Annotated in this window: 21 protein-coding genes; 10 read left to right on the forward strand and 11 right to left on the reverse strand. The window is 69.4% G+C overall.

Annotated elements, in window-relative coordinates:
• Positions 1-47: 47 nt before the first annotated feature.
• The 3 genes from ACTJI1_RS04955 (at position 48) to ACTJI1_RS04965 (ending at position 4527) form a co-directional block, all read left to right on the forward strand.
• The gene (locus ACTJI1_RS04955) at positions 48-1910 is read left to right on the forward strand and encodes an ABC transporter ATP-binding protein (protein ID WP_310130045.1); all 1863 of its coding nucleotides are present in this window, start codon (positions 48-50) and stop codon (positions 1908-1910) included.
• Positions 1911-2017: 107 nt separating this feature from the next.
• Positions 2018-3943, forward strand: coding sequence for a translational GTPase TypA (gene typA, locus ACTJI1_RS04960; protein ID WP_089909748.1), 1926 nt, complete (start codon positions 2018-2020; stop codon positions 3941-3943).
• Between the two features lie 116 nt (positions 3944-4059).
• On the forward strand, positions 4060-4527 hold the full coding sequence (locus ACTJI1_RS04965; protein ID WP_440741768.1) for a hypothetical protein: 468 nt from the start codon (positions 4060-4062) through the stop codon (positions 4525-4527).
• A gap of 36 nt (positions 4528-4563) precedes the next feature.
• Here ACTJI1_RS04965 and efeB read toward each other — a convergent pair whose 3' ends face one another.
• Genes efeB through efeU form a run of 3 tightly spaced genes read right to left on the reverse strand, consistent with a single transcriptional unit; the run spans position 4564 to position 7970 of the window.
• Entirely contained in the window at positions 4564-5877 is a 1314-nt protein-coding gene (gene efeB, locus ACTJI1_RS04970; protein WP_440741769.1) for an iron uptake transporter deferrochelatase/peroxidase subunit, read from the reverse strand.
• A 4-nt stretch (positions 5878-5881) separates the two neighbouring features.
• Positions 5882-7063 (reverse strand): iron uptake system protein EfeO, encoded by a 1182-nt coding sequence (gene efeO, locus ACTJI1_RS04975; protein WP_440741770.1) that lies wholly within the window; start codon positions 7061-7063, stop codon positions 5882-5884.
• A 43-nt stretch (positions 7064-7106) separates the two neighbouring features.
• Positions 7107-7970: an iron uptake transporter permease EfeU gene (efeU, locus tag ACTJI1_RS04980; RefSeq protein ID WP_310130041.1), complete on the reverse strand. Its 864-nt coding sequence runs from the start codon at positions 7968-7970 to the stop codon at positions 7107-7109.
• A gap of 97 nt (positions 7971-8067) precedes the next feature.
• On the opposite strand from efeU, the gene ACTJI1_RS04985 reads away from it, so the two are divergent.
• The 4 genes from ACTJI1_RS04985 (at position 8068) to ACTJI1_RS05000 (ending at position 11422) form a co-directional block, all read left to right on the forward strand.
• Positions 8068-8457 carry a hypothetical protein gene (locus ACTJI1_RS04985; RefSeq protein WP_440741771.1) on the forward strand — a complete coding sequence of 130 codons (390 nt, stop codon included), beginning with the start codon at positions 8068-8070 and terminating at the stop codon, positions 8455-8457.
• A 38-nt stretch (positions 8458-8495) separates the two neighbouring features.
• Positions 8496-8816 (forward strand): ferredoxin, encoded by a 321-nt coding sequence (fdxA, locus tag ACTJI1_RS04990; protein ID WP_310130037.1) that lies wholly within the window; start codon positions 8496-8498, stop codon positions 8814-8816.
• A gap of 1 nt (position 8817) precedes the next feature.
• Positions 8818-9936 carry a succinyldiaminopimelate transaminase gene (dapC, locus tag ACTJI1_RS04995; protein WP_440741772.1) on the forward strand — a complete coding sequence of 373 codons (1119 nt, stop codon included), beginning with the start codon at positions 8818-8820 and terminating at the stop codon, positions 9934-9936.
• A 214-nt stretch (positions 9937-10150) separates the two neighbouring features.
• Positions 10151-11422, forward strand: a complete 1272-nt coding sequence (locus tag ACTJI1_RS05000) for a citrate synthase (RefSeq protein ID WP_310134943.1) — start codon at positions 10151-10153, stop codon at positions 11420-11422.
• Between the two features lie 49 nt (positions 11423-11471).
• Here ACTJI1_RS05000 and ACTJI1_RS05005 read toward each other — a convergent pair whose 3' ends face one another.
• The 8 genes from ACTJI1_RS05005 to ACTJI1_RS05040 form a co-directional block, all read right to left on the reverse strand.
• Complete coding sequence (locus ACTJI1_RS05005) at positions 11472-12533, reverse strand: ABC transporter permease (RefSeq protein ID WP_440741773.1); 1062 nt, start codon at positions 12531-12533, stop codon at positions 11472-11474.
• Positions 12530-13159 (reverse strand): ABC transporter ATP-binding protein, encoded by a 630-nt coding sequence (locus tag ACTJI1_RS05010; protein ID WP_440741774.1) that lies wholly within the window; start codon positions 13157-13159, stop codon positions 12530-12532. The genes ACTJI1_RS05005 and ACTJI1_RS05010 overlap by 4 nt, the downstream gene beginning before the upstream one ends.
• Positions 13150-14016 (reverse strand): peptidoglycan-binding domain-containing protein, encoded by an 867-nt coding sequence (locus ACTJI1_RS05015; protein ID WP_440741775.1) that lies wholly within the window; start codon positions 14014-14016, stop codon positions 13150-13152. The genes ACTJI1_RS05010 and ACTJI1_RS05015 overlap by 10 nt, the downstream gene beginning before the upstream one ends.
• Positions 14017-14174: 158 nt before the next feature.
• On the reverse strand, positions 14175-14750 hold the full coding sequence (locus tag ACTJI1_RS05020) for a hypothetical protein (RefSeq protein WP_440741776.1): 576 nt from the start codon (positions 14748-14750) through the stop codon (positions 14175-14177).
• Positions 14751-14763: 13 nt separating this feature from the next.
• Positions 14764-15078: a lactococcin 972 family bacteriocin gene (locus ACTJI1_RS05025; protein ID WP_440741777.1), complete on the reverse strand. Its 315-nt coding sequence runs from the start codon at positions 15076-15078 to the stop codon at positions 14764-14766.
• An 83-nt stretch (positions 15079-15161) separates the two neighbouring features.
• A complete protein-coding gene (locus ACTJI1_RS05030) occupies positions 15162-15311 on the reverse strand; it encodes a hypothetical protein (RefSeq protein WP_440741778.1) in 150 nt (49 codons plus the stop codon).
• Positions 15312-15522: 211 nt separating this feature from the next.
• Positions 15523-18135 (reverse strand): penicillin acylase family protein, encoded by a 2613-nt coding sequence (locus ACTJI1_RS05035; protein ID WP_440741779.1) that lies wholly within the window; start codon positions 18133-18135, stop codon positions 15523-15525.
• 99 nt (positions 18136-18234) lie between these two features.
• Positions 18235-18858, reverse strand: coding sequence for an SACE_7040 family transcriptional regulator (locus tag ACTJI1_RS05040; RefSeq protein WP_440741780.1), 624 nt, complete (start codon positions 18856-18858; stop codon positions 18235-18237).
• A 117-nt stretch (positions 18859-18975) separates the two neighbouring features.
• Here ACTJI1_RS05040 and ACTJI1_RS05045 point away from each other — a divergent pair, with 117 nt between their 5' ends.
• The 3 genes from ACTJI1_RS05045 to ACTJI1_RS05055 are packed head-to-tail and all read left to right on the forward strand — an operon-like array spanning position 18976 to position 23947.
• Positions 18976-20583: a carboxyl transferase domain-containing protein gene (locus ACTJI1_RS05045; RefSeq protein WP_440741781.1), complete on the forward strand. Its 1608-nt coding sequence runs from the start codon at positions 18976-18978 to the stop codon at positions 20581-20583.
• A gap of 5 nt (positions 20584-20588) precedes the next feature.
• Positions 20589-22706 (forward strand): acetyl/propionyl/methylcrotonyl-CoA carboxylase subunit alpha, encoded by a 2118-nt coding sequence (locus ACTJI1_RS05050; protein WP_440741782.1) that lies wholly within the window; start codon positions 20589-20591, stop codon positions 22704-22706.
• A 35-nt stretch (positions 22707-22741) separates the two neighbouring features.
• Entirely contained in the window at positions 22742-23947 is a 1206-nt protein-coding gene (locus ACTJI1_RS05055) for an acyl-CoA dehydrogenase family protein (protein WP_440741783.1), read from the forward strand.
• Positions 23948-23962 lie beyond the last annotated feature (15 nt).

The raw sequence follows: 23962 nt of genomic DNA on the forward strand, positions 1-23962 counted from the left end.
TCCATGCTCTCATCCCGCCGGAACGCCCCCGAAAGGAACCACGAATCATGACCGAGACCACAACGGGTCGGGCGACGGCCGCGACCGGCGGCCCCGTCCTCGAGGTGACCGGCCTCTCCGTCGACTTCGGTGTGGACAACATGTGGGTGCCCGCCGCGAAGGACCTGAACTACCAGATCAAGGCGGGCGAGGTGCTCGCGATCGTCGGTGAGTCCGGCTCCGGCAAGAGTGCGAGCTCGATGGCGATCCTCGACCTCCTGCCGAAGAACTCGCGCGTCCGCGGATCGATCAAGCTCGACGGGCGCGAGCTCACCGGGCTCAGCCAGCCGCAGATGCGCCGGGTGCGCGGACGCCAGGTCGCCGTGATCTTCCAGGAGCCGATGACGGCGCTGAACCCCGTCTACACCGTCGGCTTCCAGATCGTCGAGACGCTCCGCATCCACTTCGGGATGTCGCCGCACGAGGCCAAGGAGCGCGCGCTCGAGCTGCTCGCCATGGTCGAGCTGCCGGACCCGAAGAAGGCGTTCAACTCGTACCCGCACCAGCTCTCCGGCGGCCAGCGCCAGCGCGCCATGATCGCCCAGTCGATCTCGTGCGACCCGAAGCTGCTGATCGCCGACGAGCCGACCACCGCGCTCGACGTGACCGTGCAGGCCGAGATCCTGGAACTGCTGCGCAGCCTCCGCGACCGCCTCGACAGCGCGATCCTGCTGATCACGCACGACATGGGCGTCGTCGCCGACCTGGCCGACAACATCGTCGTCATGCGGAAAGGCGACATCGTGGAGGCCGGGACGGTCGCCGACGTGTTCGCCGAGCCGAAGCACCCCTACACGATTGCGCTCCTCGACGCCGTGCCGCACCTCGGCCAGCGCGAGGACGAGGAGATCGACACGACGGCCGCCCTCGCCGCAGGGACCGAGCACCCCGACGCCTCGTTCACCGAGCGCATCCGCGCCAACGAGCGCGCCGCTCAGGCGGAGCACGAGAAGGCCGAGATGGACAAGCGCCAGGTCGTCGTCGACTTCCGGGATGTGGCCATCGAGTACCCGAAGCACGGACGCGTCCCCGCGTTCCGCGCCGCGAGCAACATCGACCTCAAGATCCACGAGGGCGAGGTCGTCGGTCTGGTGGGCGAGTCGGGCTCCGGCAAGACGACGCTCGGCCGCGCCGCGATCGGGCTGCTGCCCATCCACTCGGGCCAGCTCGTGGTCGCCGGGCAGGACATCAGCAACGCCGGCCGCGACGAGATCCGCAAGCTGCACCGCAACGTGGGCATCGTGTTCCAGGACCCGTCGTCGTCGCTGAACCCGCGCCTGCAGATCTCCGACTCGATCGCCGAGCCGCTGCGGCTCGCGAAGGGCCTGAAGGGGGCGGAGCTCTCCAAGGAGGTCGACCGCCTGCTCGACAGCGTCGAGCTGCCGCGCGCCTACCGCAGCCGTTTCCCGCACGAGCTGTCCGGCGGCCAGAAGCAGCGCGTCGGCATCGCCCGCGCGCTGTCGCTGAAGCCGCAGGTGCTGATCGCCGACGAGCCGACCAGCGCGCTGGACGTGTCGGTGCAGGCCCGTGTGCTTCAGCTGATGCAGACGCTGCAGAAGGAGATGAACTTCGCCTGCCTGTTCATCACCCACGACCTCGCGGTCATCGACGTGCTGGCCGACCGCATCGCCGTGATGCACCACGGCCGCCTAGTCGAGGTCGGGACGCGGGATGAGATCCTGCGCTACCCGAAGGAGGCGTACACGCAGCGCCTGCTCGCGGCCGTGCCGCTCCCGGACCCGGAGCAGCAGCGCGCCCGCCGCGCCCTCCGCCTGGAGCTGCTGGCCGCAGGCGCCGACGAGACCGGCGCCGTGCCGGCCGTGCCGCAGGAGCCGCAGCAGCCGGAGCCGCCCGTCGCGCAGGGGCTGTAACAACTGGGCTGTAGCTCGCTGACAGCGGACTCAGGAGAAGGGGAGCGGATCCACGATAGAATGGACCGTTCCCCTTCTTCCTTCTGACGAGAGTCGAGTCCTTAAGCATGTCCGAGAACGCCGTCGCCCGCCGCGATGATCTGCGCAATGTCGCGATCGTCGCCCACGTCGACCACGGCAAGACCACGCTGGTCGACGCCATGCTCAAGCAGACCAACTCCTTCGACGCGCACGCGCACGTCGAGGAGCGGGCCATGGACTCCAACGAGCTGGAGCGTGAGAAGGGCATCACGATCCTCGCCAAGAACACGGCGATCTCGTACAAGGGCAAGCACGCCCCGAACGGCCCCATCACCATCAACGTGATCGACACCCCGGGCCACGCCGACTTCGGCGGCGAGGTCGAGCGCGGCCTGTCCATGGTCGACGGCGTCGTGCTGCTGGTGGATGCGTCCGAGGGCCCGCTGCCGCAGACCCGCTTCGTGCTGCGCAAGGCGCTCGAGGCGAAGCTGCCCGTCATCCTCGCGGTCAACAAGACCGACCGCGGCGACGCCCGCATCGACGAGGTCGTCGGCGAGAGCCAGGATCTGCTCCTCGGCCTCGCGAGCGACCTCTCCGACGACGTGCCCGACCTCGACCTCGACGCGATCCTCGACGTCCCCGTGGTCTACGCGTCCGGCCGCGCCGGCGCCGCGAGCCGCAACAAGCCGGCCAACGGCGAGCTGCCCGACAACGACGACCTCGAGCCGCTGTTCGAGGCAATCCTGGAGCACATCCCGGCGCCGAGCTACGACCCCGAGGCCCCGCTGCAGGCGCACGTGACCAACCTCGACGCGTCGCCGTTCCTCGGCCGCCTCGCGCTGCTCCGCATCTTCAACGGCACCCTCAAGAAGGGCCAGACCGTCGCCTGGGTGCGCCACGACGGCGACGTGCACAACGTGCGCGTGACCGAGCTGCTGATGACGAAGGCGCTCGACCGCTACCCGGCCGAGTCCGCGGGCCCCGGCGACATCGTCGCCGTCGCCGGCTTCGCCGACATCATGATCGGCGACACCCTGGCCGACCCCGACGACGTCCGTCCGCTTCCGGCCATCCACGTCGACGAGCCCGCGATCTCGATGACCATCGGCACCAACACCTCCCCGCTCGTCGGCAAGGTGAAGGGCCACAAGCTGACCGCCCGCATGGTGAAGGACCGCCTCGACCGCGAGCTCGTCGGCAACGTGTCGCTGCGCGTGCTCGACATCGGCCGTCCGGACGCGTGGGAGGTGCAGGGCCGCGGCGAGCTGGCGCTGGCCATCCTCGTCGAGCAGATGCGCCGCGAGGGCTACGAGCTGACCGTCGGCAAGCCGCAGGTGGTCACCAAGAAGGTCGACGGCAAGACGTTCGAGCCGTACGAGCACCTGACCATCGACGCCCCCGAGGAGTACCTCGGCGCGATCACGCAGCTGCTCGCCGCCCGCAAGGGCCGCATGGAGAACATGGCGAACCACGGCACCGGCTGGGTGCGCATGGAGTTCATCGTGCCGTCGCGCGGCCTGATCGGCTTCCGCACCGAGTTCCTGACCACCACCCGCGGCACCGGCATCGCGAACGCGATCTCGCACGGCTACGACGAGTGGGCCGGTCACATCGTGACCCGCAGCAACGGCTCGATCGTGGCCGACCGCGCCGGTGTGGTGACCCCGTTCGCCATCATCGCGCTCCAGGAGCGCATGACATTCTTCGTGAACCCCACGGAGGAGGTCTACGAGGGCATGGTGATCGGCGAGAACTCGCGCGCCGACGACATGGATGTGAACATCACCAAGGAGAAGAAGCTCACCAACATGCGCTCCTCCACGGCCGACACGTTCGAGTCGATGACGCCGAGCCGCCAGCTCACGCTGGAGGAGTCGCTGGAGTTCGCCCGCGACGACGAATGCGTCGAGGTGACCCCGGAGGCCGTCCGCATCCGCAAGGTCGAACTCGACGCGACCGCCCGCGGCCGTGCCGCCGCGCGCCTCAAGCGCCAGGACGCCGCGGCCGTCTGACGCCCGCACCCGTCATCGAGGGGTCGCGACACGCCGTTATGGCACATCCATAACGGCGTGTTGCGGCCCCTCGTTCGTGCACGCACGGGTGGGTGGGCGTCCGGGAGAATGAACGTATGAAACGTCGCCTCCTCGCCCTGCCGCTCGCCGCCGTGCTGCTCGTCGCCGCAGCCCCCGCGCTCACCGCGTGCAGCTTCCAGAGCGTCGTGAAGGATGTGTCCGGCGGCAACGTCGACGTCGGCGGCACCTCGATCCCCACCGATTTCCCGAAGGACGTGCCGCTCGCGAGCGGCGACGTCGTCTTCGCCGCCGGCCTCGGCTCCGGCGACGACAAGGTGTGGAACGTGACGGTGAAGGTCCCGGACGGCGAGGCGTACAGCTCCATCGAGAAGCAGCTCACCGACGCCGGGTTCAGCGGCGACTTCGGCGCCCGCGGCGCGAACGGGGGGGGGACGGGCACGTTCAGCAACGGCTCCTACGGCGTCCTCGTCGTCGTCACGGACGCCGGGAGCAACGGCTGGGTCGCCAACTACTCCGTCTCGAAGGGCAAGGCCCCGAGCCCGACGCCGACCGCCGGCTCCTGAGCGGATCGCGGCACAGCGGCGAACCGGGCTCCGCGACTACGCGAACAGCCCCGCCCCGACGAACGACCCCTCGCTCGCGCCCGGCGGCACCGCGAACACGCCCGACCCGACGTGGCGGACGTACTCGTTCATCAGGTCGTTGGCGGCGAGCCGCTGCTGGATCGGGATGAACTGCGTGCGCGGGTCGCGCTGGAACGCGATGAAGAACAGCCCGGCGTTGAGCCGCCCGAGCTCGTCGTTGCCGTCGACGAAGTTGTAGCCGCGCCGCAGCAGCTGCGCCCCGCCGTTCATGGTGGGATGCGCGAGCCGCACGTGCGAGTCGGGGTCGATCTTGGTGCCGCCGTCCTTCGCCAGCGCGAGGAAGTTCGGCGCGGTGAACTCGGTGCCGCCGGAGAGCGGTGCGCCCTCGCCTTTGTCGCGGCCGATGATGCGCTCCTGCTCGCCGAGCTGCTGCCGGTCCCACGTCTCGATGACCATGCGGATCTTGCGCGCGACGAGGTACGAGCCGCCGTGCATCCACTCGGCGCCGTCCGCCCGCGCTGCCCACACCTGGTCCTCGACGACCGACTGGTCCTCGGACTTGATGTTGGCGGTGCCGTCCTTGAACCCGAAGAGGTTGCGCGGCGTGGCCTGCGCCCGCGAGGTGGACGACGTACGGCCGAAGCCGAGCTGCGACCAGCGGATGGCGGCGCGGCCGAAGGCGATGCGCGAGAGGTTGCGGATGGCGTGCACGGCGACCTGGGGGTCGTCGCTGCACGCCTGTACGCACAGGTCGCCGCCGCTGATCGCCTCCTGGAGCGCGTCACCGGGGAACCGGGGGAGGTCGACGAGCGCTTCGGGGCGGCGCGACGCGATCCCGAACCGGTCCTGCCCGGTCGCGGTGCGGAACAGGCTCGGGCCGAAGCCGAATGTGAGCGTCAGTCCGCCGGGCGGGAGGTCGAGCGCCTCGCCGGTGTCGTCCGGCGGGGCGTCGGAGGGACCGGACGCCGGGCCGTACTTCCCGGCGGGGCGGCCCTGCGTCATCCGCGCGGCCGCGACCGTCCAGTCCTGCAGCAGCTCCTTCAGGCCCTCGCGGTCGACGCCCGGGGAGACGTCGAAGGAGGCGAAGTGGAGGCGGTCCTGCGCGGGAGTGGTGATGCCGGCCTGGTGGGCGCCGTAGAACGGGTAGGTGGCGGAGGCCGTGGTGGTCGCCCCGAGCACGGTGCGGTCGGCGGCGACCCCCGCGCCGATGCCGGCGAGACCGGCCCCGACCGTCACGCCGGCGAGCCCAAGCATGCCGCGGCGGGACAGCCCGCGGCGCCCGGAGTCCTGCTCCGGGCGCGCGGCGTCGTCGGTCGGGTGGTCGGTCACGCGACTACTTGACGATGATCGAGGTGAGGCGGCTGAGCGGCTCGCTCAGCGCATTCACCTGGTCGGACAGCTGCTTCACCTGGTCGGTGCTCAGCTCGGTGTAGCCGACGAAGCCGTCGCCGGACTTGTACTGGGCGAGCGTCGTCGCGATGGTCGTGAATTCGGTGTCGAGCTTCGAGACCACGTCGGCGCCCTGGCTGCCCTTCTTCGCCGCGATGTCGCGGACGACGCCATAGGCCACCTGCGCGCCTTCCAGGTTGGCCTGGAAGTCCTGCAGGTCGGTGTGCGAGAAGGCCTCCTCCTCGCCCGTGATCTTGGAGCCGGCGACCTCCTCCATCAGCCCGATCGCCCCGTTGGAGATCTGGTCGATGGTGAGGGTGAAGTCCTTGGCGTGCACGAGGTCGTACAGCTTCTGCGTGTCCGAGACGAGCTGATCGGCGAGCTGCGTGCGCGTGGCGGCGTCGGCCGGCGTGTACCCGGCGGGAGCCCACAGGTCCTTCTCGATGCGGTGCCACCCGGTCCACTGCTGGCCCTGCGCCAGGTCCGCCTCACGGAGGTCGAGCGCCGGGTCGAGGTCGCCGAACTGCTCCGCGGTCGGCTCGATGCGCTCGTAGTAGGAGCGGGCGCTCGCGTACTGCGCGCGGGCGGCCGCCAGGTCGCCGCCGGAGTAGGCGGCGGCGAACGACTTCGTCGCGGTGAGGAGGGCGCCCGCCTGATCCTTCACGTAGCCGGTGTAGTTGGCGACGGCCTGGGACACCTGGGCGTTCTCGCTCTGCGAGACCGTGCGGCCGGATCCCTTGGTCACGGTGAAGGCCGCGACGTGGGCCGGGTCGCCGACCATGCCCTTCCGGCAGGCCGAGAAGTAGTCGCCCTCGGCGAGCTGCACCACGTAGTTCACCGTGGTGCCCGGCCCGATGTTCTCCTTCTCGCCGACGATGCGCAGCTTGTCCTCCGCGAGCAGCTCGAACTCGTTGACGTCGCTGCCGGTGTTGGTCACCTGGAAGGTGATCGGGCCGGCCTCGGCGGTGTTCGTCGAGACCGTGCACTTGCCGTCGCTGAGCGTCACCGCGATCGCCTCGGCGGTGGCGTCGGCCTTGTTCGGAACGCATCCCGTGAGCGCGAGGGCGAGCGCGGCGGCGCCGGCCAGGGATCCGGTGACGGCGGCGAGCGGACGGAGTCGGGGCATGGAGGTGCTCTGCTTTCTGGTGGGACGGCCGGAGGGCGGGGAGTCAGGACGCGATCGGGGCGTGCGCGGCCGTGGCGGGGGTCTTCGCCGGGGCGGCGGGCCGGGCGGATGCGCGGTGCTGGCGGACGTAGAAGTAGCCGACGACGGCGAGGTAGGCGATCCAGGCGAACACCTGGAGCCACGTCGGCGACGGGTTGAAGTTGACGATGCCGGCGGCGAGGGTGCCGTACCAGCTGGAGGAGGGGATGAGGCCGCTGATGTCGTAGGCGTGCGCTTCGCCGCCCGGGATGAGGCCGGCCTCCTGCAGGTCGCCCAGTCCGTAGGCGAAGACACCGGCGGCGACGAGGATGAGGAACGCGCCCGTCCAGGTGAAGAACGCGCCGAGGTTGATCTTGACCATGCCGCGGTAGAGCAGGAAGCCCAGCACCGCAGCGGTCAGGAGGCCGAGGATGGCGCCGACGGCCGGCTCCCACGTCCCGCCGGTGCTGGCGACGGTCGCCCAGACGAACAGCGAGGTCTCGATGCCCTCGCGTCCGACGCTGAGCATCGCGAGCAGCACGACTCCCCAGCCGGCGCCCACGAGAGCCGAGTCGAGCCGGCTGTGCAGGGTGGACTTCATGGTGCGGGCGGTCTTGCCCATCCAGAACACCATCCAGGTGACGAACCCGACCGCGACCAGCGAGAGGGAGCCGCCGAGGATCTCCTGCGCCTGGAAGCTCATCCCGTAGGGGCCCCAGGTGAGCGCCGCGCCGATGGCCAGCGGCACCACGAGGGCGATCCCGACGCCGATCCACAGTTTGGACAGCACGTCGGTCCGGCCCAGTTTGACGACGTAGGCGATCAGGATGGTGACGATCAGCGCCATCTCGAGGCCTTCGCGGAGGCCGATGAGGTAGTTCGCGAGCACGGGGGACCTTGTCGGTGTGGGGGATGAGGTTGGTAAGGCTAACCTTACCCATCGAGACTAAATCAGGACCCTGCGAGTGTCCAGTTAGGATGCGAGAATGCTCAGCCGGATCGTCAGCGCCGTCCTGCTCGTCCTGACGGGCGCCGTGTTCGGCGTGATCGGGACGATCGCCCACCAGGCCTCCGTGACGTGGGGGATCACCATCCCGCTCGGGCTCATCGGCGCGCTCGCCGCCTTCGCCGCCCTGCTGACCGGTCTTCGCCTCCTCGGCCACAGCCGGCTGCCCGCCCTGCTCGCCGCGCTCGGCGCGATCGCCGTCATCCTGCTCTTCACCCAGCAGAGCGCGGGCGGCTCGGTGCTCATCCCGAACAACCTGGCCGGGCAGGTCTGGCTGGTCGGCACCATCCTCATCGCGGCCATCGCCATCGCCTGGCCGGAAGTGCGCGGACACCGCCGGACGGACGCCGCTTCGCGCGCGACGGCATAAGCTAGCAGGGTAGCTCTCGTGAAGGGATCCGAACCACTGTGACCTATGTCATCGCTCTCCCGTGCGTCGATGTGAAAGACAGGGCCTGTATCGACGAATGCCCGGTCGACTGCATCTACGAGGGCGAACGGTCGCTCTACATCCACCCGGACGAGTGCGTCGACTGCGGGGCCTGCGAGCCCGTCTGCCCGGTCGAGGCCATCTACTACGAGGACGACCTGCCCGAGGAGTGGAAGGACTACTACAAGGCGAACGTCGAGTTCTTCGACGACATCGGCTCGCCCGGCGGCGCCTCGAAGATCGGCGTGATCCAGAAGGACCACCCGGTCATCGCCGCGCTGCCCCCGCAGGCACACTGAGATGCCGCTCCAGGAGCTCCCGGACTACCCCTGGGATCTCATGGCGCCGTACGCCGAGCGGGCGCGATCGCACGTGGACGGCGTGGTCGATCTGTCCATCGGCTCGCCGGTCGACCCGACGCCCGACCTGATCCGGGAGGCGCTGGCCGAGGCCACGGACGCGCACGCGTACCCGCAGACCGTCGGCACGCCGGCGCTCCGCGAGGCGATCGTGGACTGGTTCCAGCGCCGCCGCGGCGTGCGCGGCCTGACCGTCGAGAACGTCCTGCCGACCATCGGCTCCAAGGAGCTGGTGGCCCTGCTGCCCTTCATGCTCGGGCTCGGGGAGGGCGACACCGTCGTGCACCCGCGCGCCGCGTACCCGACCTACGCCATCGGCGCCGCGATCGCGGGCGCGACGGCGCTGGCGAGCGACGACCCGGCCGAGTGGCCGGAGGGCACGAAGCTCGTCTGGCTGAACTCCCCGGGCAACCCGGACGGCCGCATCCTGACCGTGCACGAGCTGCGCGCGGCCGTCGCCCGCGCCCGCGAGCTGGGCGCCTACATCGCCAGCGACGAGTGCTACGCCGAACTCGGCTGGGACGCGCCGTGGGATGCGGAGCGCGTGCCGAGCATCCTCGACCCGCGGGTGATCGGCCAGGATCGGCGGAACGTGCTCGCGGTCTACTCGCTGAGCAAGCAGTCGAACCTCGCCGGGTATCGCGCCGCCTTCGTGGCCGGCTGCCGGCAGATCATCGAACGGCTGGTGAACGTGCGGAAGCACGCGGGGCTCATGCTCCCGGCGCCGCTGCAGGCGGCGATGGTCACGGCCCTCGGCGACGAGGAGCACGTGGAGGCGCAGAAGGCCCGGTACCGGGCCCGCCGCGAGACGCTCAAGCCGACGCTCGAGGCCGCCGGTTTCCGCGTCGACCGCAGCGAGGGCGGCCTCTACCTGTGGGCGACGGAGGGACGCGACGCCTGGGACAGCATCGGACGGCTCGCCGACCGCGGCATCCTCGCCGGGCCCGGCCACTTCTACGGCGACTTCTACCCGCAGCACGTCCGGCTGTCGCTGACGGCCACCGACGAGCGGATCGCGGCGGCCGCGGACCGGCTGCGCGGCTTTGGAGACTCCCTCTAACGGCATCCGCGGGCCTTTGCCCGATGCCACAGTTGTCGCCCGCGTTCGTTAGGCTGTATCGGCAGGCCCGACTAGCGGACGGCTCTGTCGCAGCGCTGCCACACCCGGCGCGCGCACGAATCACCAGCCATGAGGCGATATCCCACCAGGAGGCGTTGTGAGCGGACTCGGCACCGAGAGCACCGGCACCGAGAGAGCGGCGGCCGAGACCGAGCTGGCGACCGCGTCGCTCAGCTACCCGGGCGGCACGGCCGAGTTCCCCATCCGGCCGAGCGTCGACGGCGCGTCGAGCATCGACTTCTCGTCGCTGACCAAGCAGACCGGGCTCACCAGCCTCGACTACGGCTTCGTCAACACGGCGGCCACCCGCTCGTCGATCACGTACATCGACGGCGAGCAGGGCATCCTGCGCTACCGCGGCTACCCGATCGAGCAGCTGGCCGAGAAGTCGACCTTCCTCGAGGTGGCGTGGCTGCTGATCCACGGCGAGCTGCCGTCGGAGACCGAGCTGGCCGACTTCGACGAGCGCATCCGCCGTCACACGCTCCTCCACGAGGACCTGCGCCGTTTCTTCGACGCCCTGCCGCACGACGCGCACCCGATGTCGGTGCTTTCGAGCGCGGTGTCGGCCCTGTCGACCTTCTACCAGGACTCGCTCAGCGTCAGCGACCCGGAGCAGGTGGAGCTGTCGACCATCCGGCTCCTCGCCAAGCTGCCGGTGATCGCCGCGTACGCGCACAAGAAGAGCCTCGGTCAGGCGTTCCTCTACCCGGACAACTCGCTGAGCTTCGTCGACAACTTCCTGCGCCTCAACTTCGGCACCCTCGCGGAGCCGTACGAGGTCAACCCGGTGCTGTCCCGCGCCCTGGAGCGCCTGCTCATCCTGCACGAGGACCACGAGCAGAACGCCTCCACCTCGACGGTGCGGCTGGTCGGCTCCACCCAGGCGAACCTGTTCGCGTCCGTCTCGGCCGGCATCAACGCCCTCTACGGCCCGCTGCACGGCGGCGCCAACGAGGCGGTGCTGCAGATGCTCGCGGGCATCCGCGACTCGGGCGAGAGCGTCCAGAAGTTCGTGGAGCGGGTCAAGAACAAGGAGTCCGGCGTCAAGCTGATGGGCTTCGGTCACCGCGTCTACAAGAACTTCGACCCGCGCGCCAAGCTCGTGAAGCAGTCCGCCGACGAGGTGCTCGAGGCGCTCGGCGTGCACGACCCGCTGCTCGACATAGCCAAGGAGCTCGAAGAGGTCGCGCTCGCGGACCAGTACTTCATCGACCGCAAGCTGTACCCGAACGTCGACTTCTACACGGGCGTCATCTACAAGGCCATGGGTTTCCCGACCCGGATGTTCACGGTCCTGTTCGCCATCGGCCGCCTCCCGGGCTGGATCGCCCACTGGCGCGAGATGAACCTCGACCCGCAGACGAAGATCGGCCGCCCGCAGCAACTCTACGTCGGTTCGCCGGAGCGCACGCTCGACCGCTGAGGCCGTCTGGTGGGGGCATCGCGGGTCGTTTGTTGGTCCCTCCCCGCGTCTATCGATGCTTGAAGTAGGCAAAAAGGCGGTCTTCCCGGATAGTGGCCAACGCGCCGATCGCGCCAGATAAGCATCCGAGCACGCCGGCTGCCATCGTTACGATGCAGCTCTGGAGGACAGCGACATCGGATCCAGCCGGGCCGCTCGCCGCGAGCCACCATACGAATAGTGCGCATGGGCCGAGGGTCGCGACGGCCCAGGTCGTCGTTTCAATGAGCAGGATTGCAAACAGGTGCATCTCGCGTACCCCGGCGTGCAGAGCAGACGCGAGTTCCATGCGCCGGAGTGAAACGGATACTACGCCGACGAGGAGTACCAAGAGCGCACAGAGGGCGCCGTTGAATCGGGTTCCCCTCTGCTCGACCTCAGCTCTGAGGTCGAATGTCCCACCCAGTCTCGTGTTGAGTTGAGAGAGTTCCGGCTTCGAGGTGCTGTCCGTTGGGGCTTTCAGCGCTGTGAAGACCAGTTGGCTGAGCCGTGAGGACACCGGCCAGACGTCCACCCAGCATTCGTCGAAAGCGGCGGTCGTGGGAGCGGGCGCGAGCAGCGCCCATCGAAGACCCCCGCGCCGACCATCGTCTGGATACGAATAGGACCCGGCGATGCTGATCTGTTGGCCGGAGGTCGCGATCTTTTTCGTGTGGGCCCCAAGGGCCTGTACAACCTCTGGTCCCTCCAACACGCCTCTTTTCGCCGGAACGCCGAGCAACCGCATGAAGCCTGGAGAGCCCTCGTTGCTCGGGATAGGCTCCGATGCAAGAACGGCGGGGACGACCGGGTCGGGGGACGTCCGGATGGCGCCGGCTTGTCGAATACCAGGCGTGTTCGATAGCGCGTCGCAGGCACCGCCATCTATCCCGTTCGGGGCTGACAGGACGGTGATGCTGGCTCCCGACTGATGGAATTGCTCCGCTCTCGCATAGGCGCTCTGCAGCGATAGACCGTCCGTCAGCACGGCTACGCAGATCAGGACCGAAGTTATGAGAGCGAAGAGGAATGCGCGACTGGTGCCGCTGCGCAGATTCCGAACGGCCTCCCGGCGGATAGCTGACGCTCTCATGGTTCGATCTCCGACACGGTCTTCTGACTTCCCTCTTGCAAGTCGATTGTCTGCGAGCAGACTTCGCGGGTGTGGTGATCGTGCGTAGCGATCACCACCACAGTGCGTTCGTCAGCCGCGGCAGAGAGAACGCGGTTGACCGACTCGGCCGTGTGTCGATCGAGTTGGGCGGTTGGCTCGTCCACAAGAAGCAGATCGGGTCGGCGGGCGATGGCACGGGCAAGCATCAGCCGCTGCGCCTCACCCCCAGAAAGCTCAGAAAAGCGACGCTGGGCCACGTGTCCCAGATCGAAGCGCTCGAGGTGATGTTGTGCGGTTCGGTCTGCGGCCGCGGGGGCCATCCCAGCGGCGAGGAGCGGAAGCGCAACGTGATCACGAGCTGTTCTTCGGGGAGTCCCGTGAGGGTTCTGTAATACCCACGAGATGGTGGCGTTCGCTCGCATAACCACTTCGCCCTCGCTCGGATGAACCCATCCGGCAAGAATCGATAGCAGCGTGGATTTGCCCGAGCCCGAGGGGCCGGAAAGTGCATAGAGGTTGCCCTCATCCAGGCGGATGCTCAGATCTCGAAATAACCAGATCGTCCCGTCGAACGAGTGCCCGAGCCGGCGTAAGGTTACCGGCATTCGCGGGTGCCCCTGGGCTGGATGTTGATCGGTCCTAGGTGCTGAGCATGCAGGGGAGCAACGAACGTTTGGCCGAGGCTCGATCCCAGAATCTTCACTTCGAGAACTCCCTGGGCAGACTCGACGCACCCAGTGCTATCGATGACGGAGTAAATGGAGCTGGGCGGAAGGCTGTAGGCATCAGTCGAGACCTTCAGTCGGACCACGCCCGTGAGTCTCGAAGAACTACTCGCTGCGTCGGGATCAGTACTCTTGCCCGCCGCCAGCGCGTCCGGGATCACGGCTCGGCCGGAGGAGTCCACCTCGAAGCTTTGTCCCCCGTATTGGAGAACTCGCGCGCCGACCAGGCCGTCATCGGGGAGCGGAACCTGCGCAGTAGACCCGCTCGCGCGGACCGTGAGGAGGGATTGGCCTGACTCAACGCGACTTCCTACCGTGGAAGTGCACTTACTTACAACAGACGCGGGAGACGGAACCCAAACGATCGTTGTCAATTCGACAGCTGTCGCATGGGGAGCGTTGATGTTCTGGAGGGCTTGGTTGAACGCCGTGAGCGTCCGCTGCCCCATCCGGCCATCCACGGCGTCGACAAGGCCAAGCATCGAAAGACCCTGCTGCAGCGACGCCACATCCGGTCCATGATCTCCGATGCTCAGGTTTCGCCAGAGAGGGGTCGGCATTGCGAGAGCCAAACGCGGTACACCGTCAATAGAAACCGCCGCCCCGCCATTTGTGATCACATTGCCGGGTTCGCAGGGCGCAGCAGTGACCACCCCGTTGTCCGGAGCTGGCAACGTTGTTTCGCTGCTATGCGACACGGAGAACTCAACCTTTTGGGAATCGTCGAATTTGCTCAAGGTTGGAGTGAATAAGCCGGGGGTGCTCTTCAGCTCACTCTGGCCTGGACTCATGGTTGCAATGCAGACCGCGGCCACTGCTCCGGCCGCCATGAGGGCACACCCGGTCAGAACCGCTATCCTCGTCCGGGGGCCCCGGGATCTACTGGCAGAGCGAATCATCGCGCTACTTGACCGTAGTGAAGCGGATCCGCTTCGCATTTGTCGAAGGCTTCGTTGCGCGTGATAACGGACAGGTCCTTCCCAGCCGACAGATCGGAAGCTGTGTAGCCAGGCGGGACTACCTTGTTGCGCTTCAGGCACGTCGTCATGATCTCGTTCTCATCGAGGTTCGCTGGATTCCTGTTGATCGCGTCTCGCAGCAGGACAATCGACAGGCCGGCGTCCCGATTGCACTGCTGGATCTGGTCGTTAGTCACACCAGACGGCTTGGTGTACTCGAGTGACTTATCAGCCCCCCAATGGGCGTCCACGCCGAGCCCCGCCATGCAACTGACGATCTTGGACTGGAAGTATGCGTATTCACGGTCCGAAATCTGGCTGTCGCGCAGCGCGTCTCGGTCGTCGCCGCTTCGTGCGACGCGATACGCCGACGCATACGCCGCTGCCCATGGGCCTGAGAAGTGCAGACCGGATGCGGTGGTCGGATCACCCCCAGAAGTAGACGCCGAGCCCGATTGGCATCCGCACAACATCATCATCATCGTTCCGATCACCAGGAGCGATCCGACCACCTTGCTCCTCACGTCAGAGGGTGTTCCAGTACGCCGCGTTGCCGCCGTAAGACGACGTCAGAGACGCCCTAGCCCACTGGTTCTTGACGGCGGCCACCTGCTTGCAGTTGCGGGGAAGCCGACCATCGCAAGCCGTAGCCGTGTGATTCTTGGTCGCGTGGGTGTAGTAGGAGAAGGTTGTACCGAACCCGTTGGTTCCTTCAGTGCCGTACTGCCAGAGCCCACCCCCGGCGTTCACCGTCGTCGAACCTGCCGACGCCACGGTCGCGGGCACCAGCGCAATTACCGCCGCCGCGACTCCGATTCCCAGAACGCTCTTCAGCTTCATGCTGCTCCATTCATTCATCGTTGTGTCCAAAACGGACGCTTGGACTCTAAATGAATGGGTAGACAGCTCGGTTCGGGTGTGACCTAAATGCCCTCGAAGTGCGACTTTTCGTTGTCCTCATTGTGATGCTTGCGGGCTTTCAGTACTGGCGCCACGAGGGCCCAAGAGAGGATCGCAACGACGAACAGCACCAGCAAGAGCAATGCACCGACGACCACGCCCGCCAGTCCCATATGGGATTCCTTCCGGTCTTACATGTTCAAGGCACGAACGCCGACTTTCGGGCGAAATCGCGAGATCAAAGTCTAAAGGAGTTGCTCTTCTCGGTTCGGAGAAGCGGACTCCCGAGGCCATCCACTCAAAGAAGGTAGGGCGCCGGTCGGGGCGGTAGGGGCTCGCGCCCCGCCGCGCGCGCGGCCACCAAGACCTCTGGAAAACCGCCGCTCAGCGCGCGGGGCGCAGCGTCAGCGTCTGGTCGGCCGCCTTCGTCACCGCGGCGGGCGTGAACGGCCACGGCCGCGTGCGGCCGGTCGCCCAGAGGTCGGTCTGGTCGGTGTAGTGCGCGTCGAATGCGTGCCCGGAGGCGCCGGTCAGGTTGATCCACGTGCTCCGGTCGAAGTCGGCGAGGTCCACCACCATGCGCATCGACGGCACCCGCTCGACGGCGAAGCCGGCCGTCGCGTCCCAGCCGGTCGCATCCACCACGCTCGAGCCCCCGCCGACGTGCCACGGCCCTCGGTTGAACAGCCACTCGATCGGAGCGATCCCCGACTCGCCGAAGCTGGCGTTGGTCAGCGTCAGCGTGTGGAGGCGGTCCCAGCGCCAGCCCGCGGGGTCGCCGCCCAGCAGGCGGCGCGTCTCGCCCCAGGCCTTCCCCGCGGCGTAGGCGATCATCGAGTCGCGGTCGGTGGCGCCGAGGTCGGAGTCCGCCCACCACGACGAGTCCGGCTGCGAGAGCAGCGACTGCACCACGGCGAACCAGCGGTCGCCTCCGGTCGGCGCCGTGGCCGCCGGGATCTTGCGCGCGAATGCGTCGTGCAGCAGCTCCTTCCAGAAGACCGCGAAGTAGGCGGCCGCGGCGCTGCTGCCCCGGTCGCGGTAGTCCCAGCCGTCGAGCAGCCGGGCGGCCTGCTGCAGGTCGGTGGACGCGTCCGGCTTCGCCGCGACCGCCCGCAGCACCGGCACGAGGTTCGCGGCGTTCGCGTCGTACGTGTCGGCCTGGATTGCCGACATGTCCGCGCCGGTGACCTTCCGGCCGCCCGCGAGCAGCCCCGCCAGCCGCACCTCGATCTGGTTCGCGCGGTACCCGTGGTCCCAGTCCGCCGTGATCAGCACCGGGAAACCGGGGCCGACGGCCGCGTTGTTCGCGGTGACGATGTAGCCGGAGGGCGGGTCGAACACCGACGGCAGCTGATCGAACGGGATGGTGCCCGTCCAGCCGTAGCGGCTCGTCCATCCCGGTTCCGGCATCGTGCCGTCGCCCGCGGCGCGGACGGGGATGAGGCCGGGCGCCTGGTAGCCGATGTGCCCGTCCACGTCGGCGTAGACGAGGTTCTGCGAGGGCACCTGAAACTGCTGGGCGGCGGCGCGGAAGGCGGTCCAGTCGCGCGCGGTGTCGAACGCGAAGATGGCGTTGGCCGTGGTCCCCGGTGTGAGCGCCGTCCACGCGAGCGAGAGCTGGTACTTCGGGGCAGGCACGCCGAGTTTCCCGGCCTGGTCCTTCGCGATGACGGCGTACGCGTCGCCGATGTCGGTGACGATCGGTCCGTGCCGCGTGGACCGTACGGTGATGACGACATCCTTCCCGCCCGCGACCCGGATGCGTTCGGTGCGCTTCTCCAGCGGCACCTGCGCGCCGTCGTACTCGTACGTGTCGCCCGTGACCTTCTCAACAAACAGGTCGGCGACATCCGGGCCCAGGTTGGTGAACCCCCACGCGATGCGGTCGTTGTGGCCGATGATGACGCCGGGGAAACCGGAGAAGCTGAAGCCGGCGACGTCGAACGGGCACTCCGGTCCGACCGTCGCGCAGTGCAGGCCCATCTGGTACCAGACCGACGGCAGGGCGGCGCCGAGGTGCGGGTCGTTGGCGAGCAGCGGCTTGCCGCTCGCGGTGTGCGTGCCGGCGACCACCCACGAGTTCGAGCCGATGTCGTCGCCCGCCGGTCCCATCAGCTGCGGAAGCGCGTCCACGCTCTCGGCCACCTGCGCCAGCTGGGCGGCGTACGACGCGGGGTCCGCCGTCGCGTCCGGCCCGGACTGCGCCGAGGCCGACGCATCCGACGCGATCGCATCCGGCGACCGCTCCGGCGTGACCGTCCGGGGGTTCCCGCCGCCCTGGTCGGTGATCGTCGGGTGGCTGCTGTACGGGTAGCCGGGGTGGAGCTCGGCGATCTGCTCGGGCTTCAGCTTCGTCGCGAGCAGCGCCCGGTCGATCTCGTCCTCGAGGTTCGACCGCAGGTCCCAGGCCATCGCCTTGAGCCAGGCGACGGAGTCCGCCGGCGTCCAGGGCGCGGGACGGTACGACGGGTTCTGCAGACCGAGCACGGCGTACTCGAGCGACAGCTCGGCGCCCGAGTGCCGCTTCAGGTACTCGTTCACCCCGTCCGCGTAGTCCTGGTAGTAGCGCAGTGAGGTCGGGTCGAGCAGCTTCACCTCCTGTTCGGCGACCCGCCGCCAGCCGAGCGTGCGGATGAACGTGTCCGTCGGCACCTGGCTCGCGCCGAACAGCTCGGAGAGCCGGCCGGCCGTGACGTGGCGCCGGAAGTCCATCTCCCAGAAGCGGTCCTGCGCGTGCACGTAGCCCTGCGCGCGGAACAGGTCGTCGGCGGTGGATGCGGTGAGCTGCGGCACCCCCGCGCTGTCGCGCGTCACCGTCACCGGCTTCGTGAGGCCCGGCACATCCACCGACCCGGAGGTCTGCGGGAAGGAGCGAGTGACCGTCCACACCGCCACACCGCCCGCGATGACCGCGAGTACGAGCAGCACCGCGAGCACGCTGCCGATTGCCCGCAGCACCCGGTGGTGGCGTCTCAGCCGGGGGGTGTCGTCGCCCACATCGCTCCTTCGTCCGGCCGGTGCCGCCCTTTATCTTCGGACTGTAGCCCATGAGGGTGACGCGCCGGTCGGCGCAATTCGCGGGGCCGGACAGCGGGCTCAGGCCGAGGTGAGGGCGGCCCAGGCCATCCGCTCGAGCACCGGGCGGACGGCGTCGGGCGCGACGTGGGCCGAGCCGACGCGCGCCGTGTGCGGGGTCGAGTTCAGGAGGCCGAAGGTGCCCTGCACGCGCACGCGCAGCTCGTCGTCGGCGAGGGCGGGGTGCAGCTGGCCGAGCACGCGCATCCACACCTCGACGTAGCGGCGCTGCAGCCGACGGACCTGGCGTCGCGCCGAGTCGGGGAGGGCGTCGAGGTCGCGGTCCTGCACGCGGATCGTGTCCGGCTCGCCGAGGGCGAAGTCGATGTGGAAGCCGATCAGCGCGCGGAGGGCCGCCTCGGCGTCCGGGTCGGCGCCCGAGACGTCCTCGCCGCCGGAGAGCAGGCGCTCGCTGACCCCGACGAGGAGCGCTTCGAGCACCGCCTGCTTGGACGTGAAGTGGCGGTAGACCGCGGGCCCGCTGACCCCGACGGCCGAGCCGAGGTCTTCGATCGAGACGCCGTTGAAACCGCGCTCGGCGAACAGCGTCGCCGCGGCCTCGAGCAGCGCGGCGCGCCGGTCGGCCTTGGCCTGGCTGCGCTGCGTCGGCCGCTCGAGGGGCTCGGCGGGTTCGGTCTGGGTCATCGTCCTCGATGGGGTCGGGCCGCCCGGGAGGCGGTGCTGGACTTTTCGGTTAATGAACACTAACCTAAAACCGAGTTAGTGACCACTAACCGACTGTCGATGACGACACGGAGCAGTATGCCGACCCTGACCAGCGAGGCGTCCGCCACGGACGCCCGGTTCGAGCAGAACGACGCCGACCAGCGCGAGCTCGTCGCCGACCTCCGGCGGCGGCTGCAGGTCGCCGCGGCGGGCGGCCCGGAGCGCGCCCGCGAACGCCACGTCGCGCGCGGCAAGCTCCTGCCCCGCGACCGCATCGACGCGCTGCTCGACGAGGGGAGCCCGTTCCTCGAGCTCGCGCCGCTGGCCGCGACCGGGATGTACGGCGACGAGAGCCCCGCCGCCGGCGTGATCGCCGGGATCGGCCTCGTCGCCGGCCGCCACGTGATGATCGTGTGCAACGACGCCACGGTCAAGGGCGGCACGTACTACCCGATGACCGTGAAGAAGCACCTGCGGGCGCAGGAGGTCGCGCTCGAGAACCGGCTGCCCTGCATCTACCTGGTCGACTCTGGCGGCGCCTTCCTGCCGATGCAGGACGAGGTGTTCCCGGACCGCGACCACTTCGGCCGCATCTTCTACAACCAGGCGCGGCTCTCGGCGGCGAAGATCCCGCAGATCGCCGCCGTGCTCGGCTCCTGCACCGCGGGAGGCGCCTACGTGCCCGCGATGAGCGACGAGACGGTGATCGTCCGCAACCAGGGCACGATCTTCCTCGGCGGCCCGCCGCTCGTGAAGGCGGCCATCGGCGAGATCGTCACCGCCGAGGAGCTGGGCGGCGGAGACCTGCACGCGCGCACCTCCGGCGTGGTCGACCACCTGGCCGAGGACGACGAGCACGCGCTCGCCATCGTCCGCGATATCGTCGCGACGCTCCCGCCGCCCGCGGAGCCGGCCTGGCAGGTGCTGCCCGCGTCCGCGCCCGCCGCCGACCCGGACGAGCTGTACGGCGTCGTCCCCGTCGACGTGCAGGCGCCCTACGACGTGCACGAGGTGATCGCGCGGATCGTCGACGGCAGCGGGTTCGAGGAGTTCAAGCCCGAGTACGGCATGACGCTCGTCACCGGGTTCGCGCGCATCCACGGCCACCCGGTCGGCATCGTCGCCAACAACGGCGTGCTGTTCAGCGAGTCGGCCCTGAAGGGCGCGCACTTCATCGAGCTGTGCGACCAGCGCGGCATCCCGTTGCTCTTCCTGCAGAACATCAACGGCTTCATGGTCGGCCGCGACTACGAGGCCGGCGGCATCGCCAAGAACGGCGCCAAGATGGTCACCGCGGTCGCCACCACCCGCGTCCCCAAGCTGACCGTCGTGATCGGCGGCTCGTTCGGGGCGGGCAACTACTCGATGTGCGGCCGCGCGTACTCGCCGCGATTCCTGTGGATGTGGCCCGCCGCGCGCATCTCGGTGATGGGAGGCCAGCAGGCGTCGAGCGTGCTGGCGACGGTCAAGCGCGACCAGCTGGAGGCGCGGGGCGAGGACTGGTCCGCCGAGGACGAAGCCGAGTTCCGGGCGCCGATCGCCGCCCAGTACGAGGAGCAAGGCAACCCGTACTACTCCACCGCCCGGCTCTGGGACGACGGCGTGATCGACCCGGCCGACACCCGCACGGTGCTCGGGCTCGCCCTCGACGTCATCGCGCGCTCGCCGCTCCCCGACACGGCCTTCGGCCTCTTCCGGATGTGATCCCCGTGACCAGGACCCCCTTCTCCACCGTGCTCGTCGCCAACCGCGGCGAGATCGCGTGCCGCGTCATCCGCACCCTGCAGCGGCTCGGCATCCGCTCGGTCGCCGTCTACAGCGACGCGGACCGGGACGCCCCGCACGTGGCGCTCGCCGACGTCGCGGTGCGCATCGGTCCCGCTGCGGCGCGCGAAAGCTACCTCGACGTCGACGCCATCGTGGAGGCCGCGCGCCGTACCGGCGCCGAGGCCGTGCATCCCGGCTACGGGTTCCTCTCCGAGAACCCCGCGCTCGCCGAGGCGTGCGAGCGGGCGGGCATCGTGTTCGTCGGCCCCGGCGTGCACGCGCTCGAGGTCATGGGCGACAAGATCACCGCGAAGCACGCGGTCGCCGAGTACGACGTGCCGACCATCCCGGGCATCGCGGAGCCGGGTCTGGGCGACGACGACCTGATCGCGGCGGCGGAGCAGATCGGGTACCCCGTGCTCGTCAAGCCGTCCGCGGGCGGCGGCGGCAAGGGGATGCAGGCCGTGCGCTCGGCGGACGAGCTGCCGGAAGCGCTGCGCGCCGCCCGGCGCGTCGCCGCCGCAGCGTTCGGCGACGACACCCTGTTCCTGGAGCGGCTCGTGTCGTCGCCGCGGCACATCGAGGTGCAGGTGCTGGCCGACCGTCACGGCGGGATCGTGCACCTCGGCGAGCGGGAGTGCTCGCTGCAGCGCCGTCACCAGAAGGTGATCGAGGAGGCGCCGTCCCCGCTGCTCGACGAGACCACCCGAGAGCGCATCGGCGAGGCCGCGTGCCGCGTCGCGGCCAGCGTCGGGTACACGGGGGCCGGGACCGTCGAGTTCCTGGTGTCGGCCGAGTCGCCGGACGAGTTCTTCTTCATGGAGATGAACACGCGGCTCCAGGTCGAGCATCCCGTCACAGAGTTGGTGACCGGGCTCGACCTGGTGGAGCAGCAGCTGCGGATCGCCGCGGGGGAGCCGCTGTCGTTCGGGCAGGCCGATGTGCGGCTGCACGGGCACGCCGTCGAGGCGCGCGTCTACGCGGAGGACCCGGAGCGCGGCTTCCTCCCGGCGGCAGGGCGCGTGCTCGCCCTCCGCGAACCCTCGGGGGAGGGCATCCGTGTCGACAGCGGCATCGCCGCCGGAATCCCGATCGTCACCGACTACGACCCCATGCTCGCCAAGGTGATCGCCTGGGGCGAGGACCGCGACCAGGCGCTCGCGCGGCTGCGCGGCGCGCTCGCCGCCACGAGCATCCTCGGCTCGGTCTCGAACGTGTCGTGGCTGGCCGACCTGGTCGCGGACGACGACGTGGTCGCCGGGCGGATGGACACCACGCTGATCGACCGCCGGTTCTCCGAGCGCGCGCCCACGGCCGCGAGCGAGGACGAGCTGGTCGCCGCAGCGCTGCTGGCCCACCAGGACCGGTCGCAGGAGTCCGCCGCGGTCGCCCCACTGTGGGCGGCGCCGACGGGATGGCGGCTCGGCCGCCCGCGCCCGGTGCGCTACGACGTGGACGGCGTCACCGTCACGGTCGAGGGGCCGCCCGAGGCGGCCCGTGTCGCGGTCGCCGACGCGGACGCCCGGCCGGCCGCTCTCCGCCTGCGCGACCCGCAGCATCCCGGCGAGCCCGCCGTCGCCCTGCTCGACCTCGACGGCCGCACGCTGCGCTTCGACGTCGCCCGCGACGGCGCGACCGTGTGGCTGGCGCGCGACGGACGCGCCCGCCCGCTGCGCCTGCGCGACCGGGCCACCCGGCTCGCCGAGCGGCTCGCCGCGCTCGACCGCGGTGACGCGGCTGCGCATCCCGAGCTCCGTTCGCCCATGCCCGGGACGGTCGTCGCCGTGCCGGTCGAGGGAGGCGCCCGCGTCGCGGCCGGGGACACCGTCGTCATCGTCGAGGCGATGAAGATGGAGCACCGCCTGGTCGCGCCCGTCGCGGGAACCGTGACCGTGCACGTCGCCCCCGGCGACCTGGTGCGGCTCGACCAGCTGGTCGCCCGGGTCGACGCGGACGACGACGCCACCGCCGACGACGCCACCGCCGACATCCCCACCACCGATGTGCCGCCCCAGGAGGCGGACGCGGAGCCGGCACCACCGGCCGCCGCACAGCGATAGGCCCCACGAGAGCCACAGGAAGAGACAGGAATCCGATGACCATGCAGATGGACCGCCCGGCCGACACCGAGGTGGCCGGCTTCGAGCTCACCGACGAGCAGCGCCGCCTGCGGGACGAGGTGCGCGACTTCGCGGACACCGTCGTCGCCCCCGCCGCGTACGAGTACGACACCAAGCGCAGCCTGCCGTACGACATCATCGCCGAGATGGGCCGGATGGGCCTGTTCGGCCTCCCCTTCCCGGTCGAGTACGGCGGACAGGGCAAGGACTACCTGTCGCTGTGCCTCGCGGTCGAGCAGCTCGGCCGCGTCGACCAGTCCATCGGCGTCACCCTGGAGGCCGGAGTCGGCCTCGGCGCGATGCCGATCTTCCGCAGCGGCTCCGAGGAGCAGAAGCAGCAGTGGCTGCCCATGCTCGCGAAGGGGGAGGCGCTCGCCGGCTTCGGGCTCACCGAGGCCGAGGCGGGGTCGGATGCGTCCGGCACCAAGACGACGGCGGTGCTGCGCGACGGTGAATGGGTCATCAACGGCACCAAGCAGTTCATCACCAACTCCGGCTCCGAGATCACGCGGCTGGTCACGATCACCGCCGTGACCGGCGAGGAGCGCCGTGCCGACGGGTCGATCAAGAAGGAGCTCTCCGCGATCATCGTCCCGTCCGGGACGCCCGGCTTCGTCGCCGAGCCCGTCTACGACAAGGTCGGCTGGCACACCTCCGACACGCACCCGCTGACCCTCACCGACGTACACGTCCCCGAGAAGAACCTGCTGGGGGAGCGCGGTCGCGGCTACGCCAACTTCGTCCAGACCCTCGACGAGGGCCGTGTCGCCTTCGCCGCCCTCTGCACGGGCGCGGCACAGGGCTGCCTGGAGGAGGCCATCCGCTACGCCAAGAGCCGCAATGTCTTCGGCCGGCCGATCGGCTCCAACCAGCACATCGCCTTCAAGATCGCGCGGATGCAGGCCCGCGTCCACACCGCCCGCCTGGCGTACTACGACGCGGCCTTCAAGCTGATGGCCGGCCGGCCGTTCAAGATGGAGGCCTCCATCGCCAAGCTGGTCGGCAGCGAGGCGGCCATGGACAACGCCCGCGACGCGACCCAGATCTTCGGCGGCTACGGGTTCATGAACGAGAACCCAGTGGCGCGGCACTACCGCGACTCGAAGATCCTGGAGATCGGCGAGGGCACGAGCGAAGTGCAGATGCTGGTGATCTCGCGCGCGCTGGGCTTCAGCGCCTAGCCTGGACCGGCGCGG

The organism is Leifsonia sp. 22587 (assembly GCF_052044215.1).
Taxonomy (GTDB): Bacteria; Actinomycetota; Actinomycetes; order Actinomycetales; family Microbacteriaceae; genus Leifsonia; species Leifsonia shinshuensis_C.

Coding starts and splice junctions, on each gene's coding strand:
- ACTJI1_RS04955 (WP_310130045.1), top strand. CDS start 48: ATGACCGAGACCACAACGGGTCGGGCGACGGCCGCGACCGGCGGCCCC.
- typA (WP_089909748.1), top strand. CDS start 2,018: ATGTCCGAGAACGCCGTCGCCCGCCGCGATGATCTGCGCAATGTCGCG.
- ACTJI1_RS04965 (WP_440741768.1), top strand. CDS start 4,060: ATGAAACGTCGCCTCCTCGCCCTGCCGCTCGCCGCCGTGCTGCTCGTC.
- efeO (WP_440741770.1), bottom strand. CDS start 7,063: ATGCCCCGACTCCGTCCGCTCGCCGCCGTCACCGGATCCCTGGCCGGC.
- ACTJI1_RS04985 (WP_440741771.1), top strand. CDS start 8,068: ATGCTCAGCCGGATCGTCAGCGCCGTCCTGCTCGTCCTGACGGGCGCC.
- dapC (WP_440741772.1), top strand. CDS start 8,818: ATGCCGCTCCAGGAGCTCCCGGACTACCCCTGGGATCTCATGGCGCCG.
- ACTJI1_RS05005 (WP_440741773.1), bottom strand. CDS start 12,533: ATGAGAGCGTCAGCTATCCGCCGGGAGGCCGTTCGGAATCTGCGCAGC.
- ACTJI1_RS05010 (WP_440741774.1), bottom strand. CDS start 13,159: ATGCCGGTAACCTTACGCCGGCTCGGGCACTCGTTCGACGGGACGATC.
- ACTJI1_RS05025 (WP_440741777.1), bottom strand. CDS start 15,078: ATGAAGCTGAAGAGCGTTCTGGGAATCGGAGTCGCGGCGGCGGTAATT.
- ACTJI1_RS05030 (WP_440741778.1), bottom strand. CDS start 15,311: ATGGGACTGGCGGGCGTGGTCGTCGGTGCATTGCTCTTGCTGGTGCTG.
- ACTJI1_RS05040 (WP_440741780.1), bottom strand. CDS start 18,858: ATGACCCAGACCGAACCCGCCGAGCCCCTCGAGCGGCCGACGCAGCGC.
- ACTJI1_RS05045 (WP_440741781.1), top strand. CDS start 18,976: ATGCCGACCCTGACCAGCGAGGCGTCCGCCACGGACGCCCGGTTCGAG.
- ACTJI1_RS05055 (WP_440741783.1), top strand. CDS start 22,742: ATGACCATGCAGATGGACCGCCCGGCCGACACCGAGGTGGCCGGCTTC.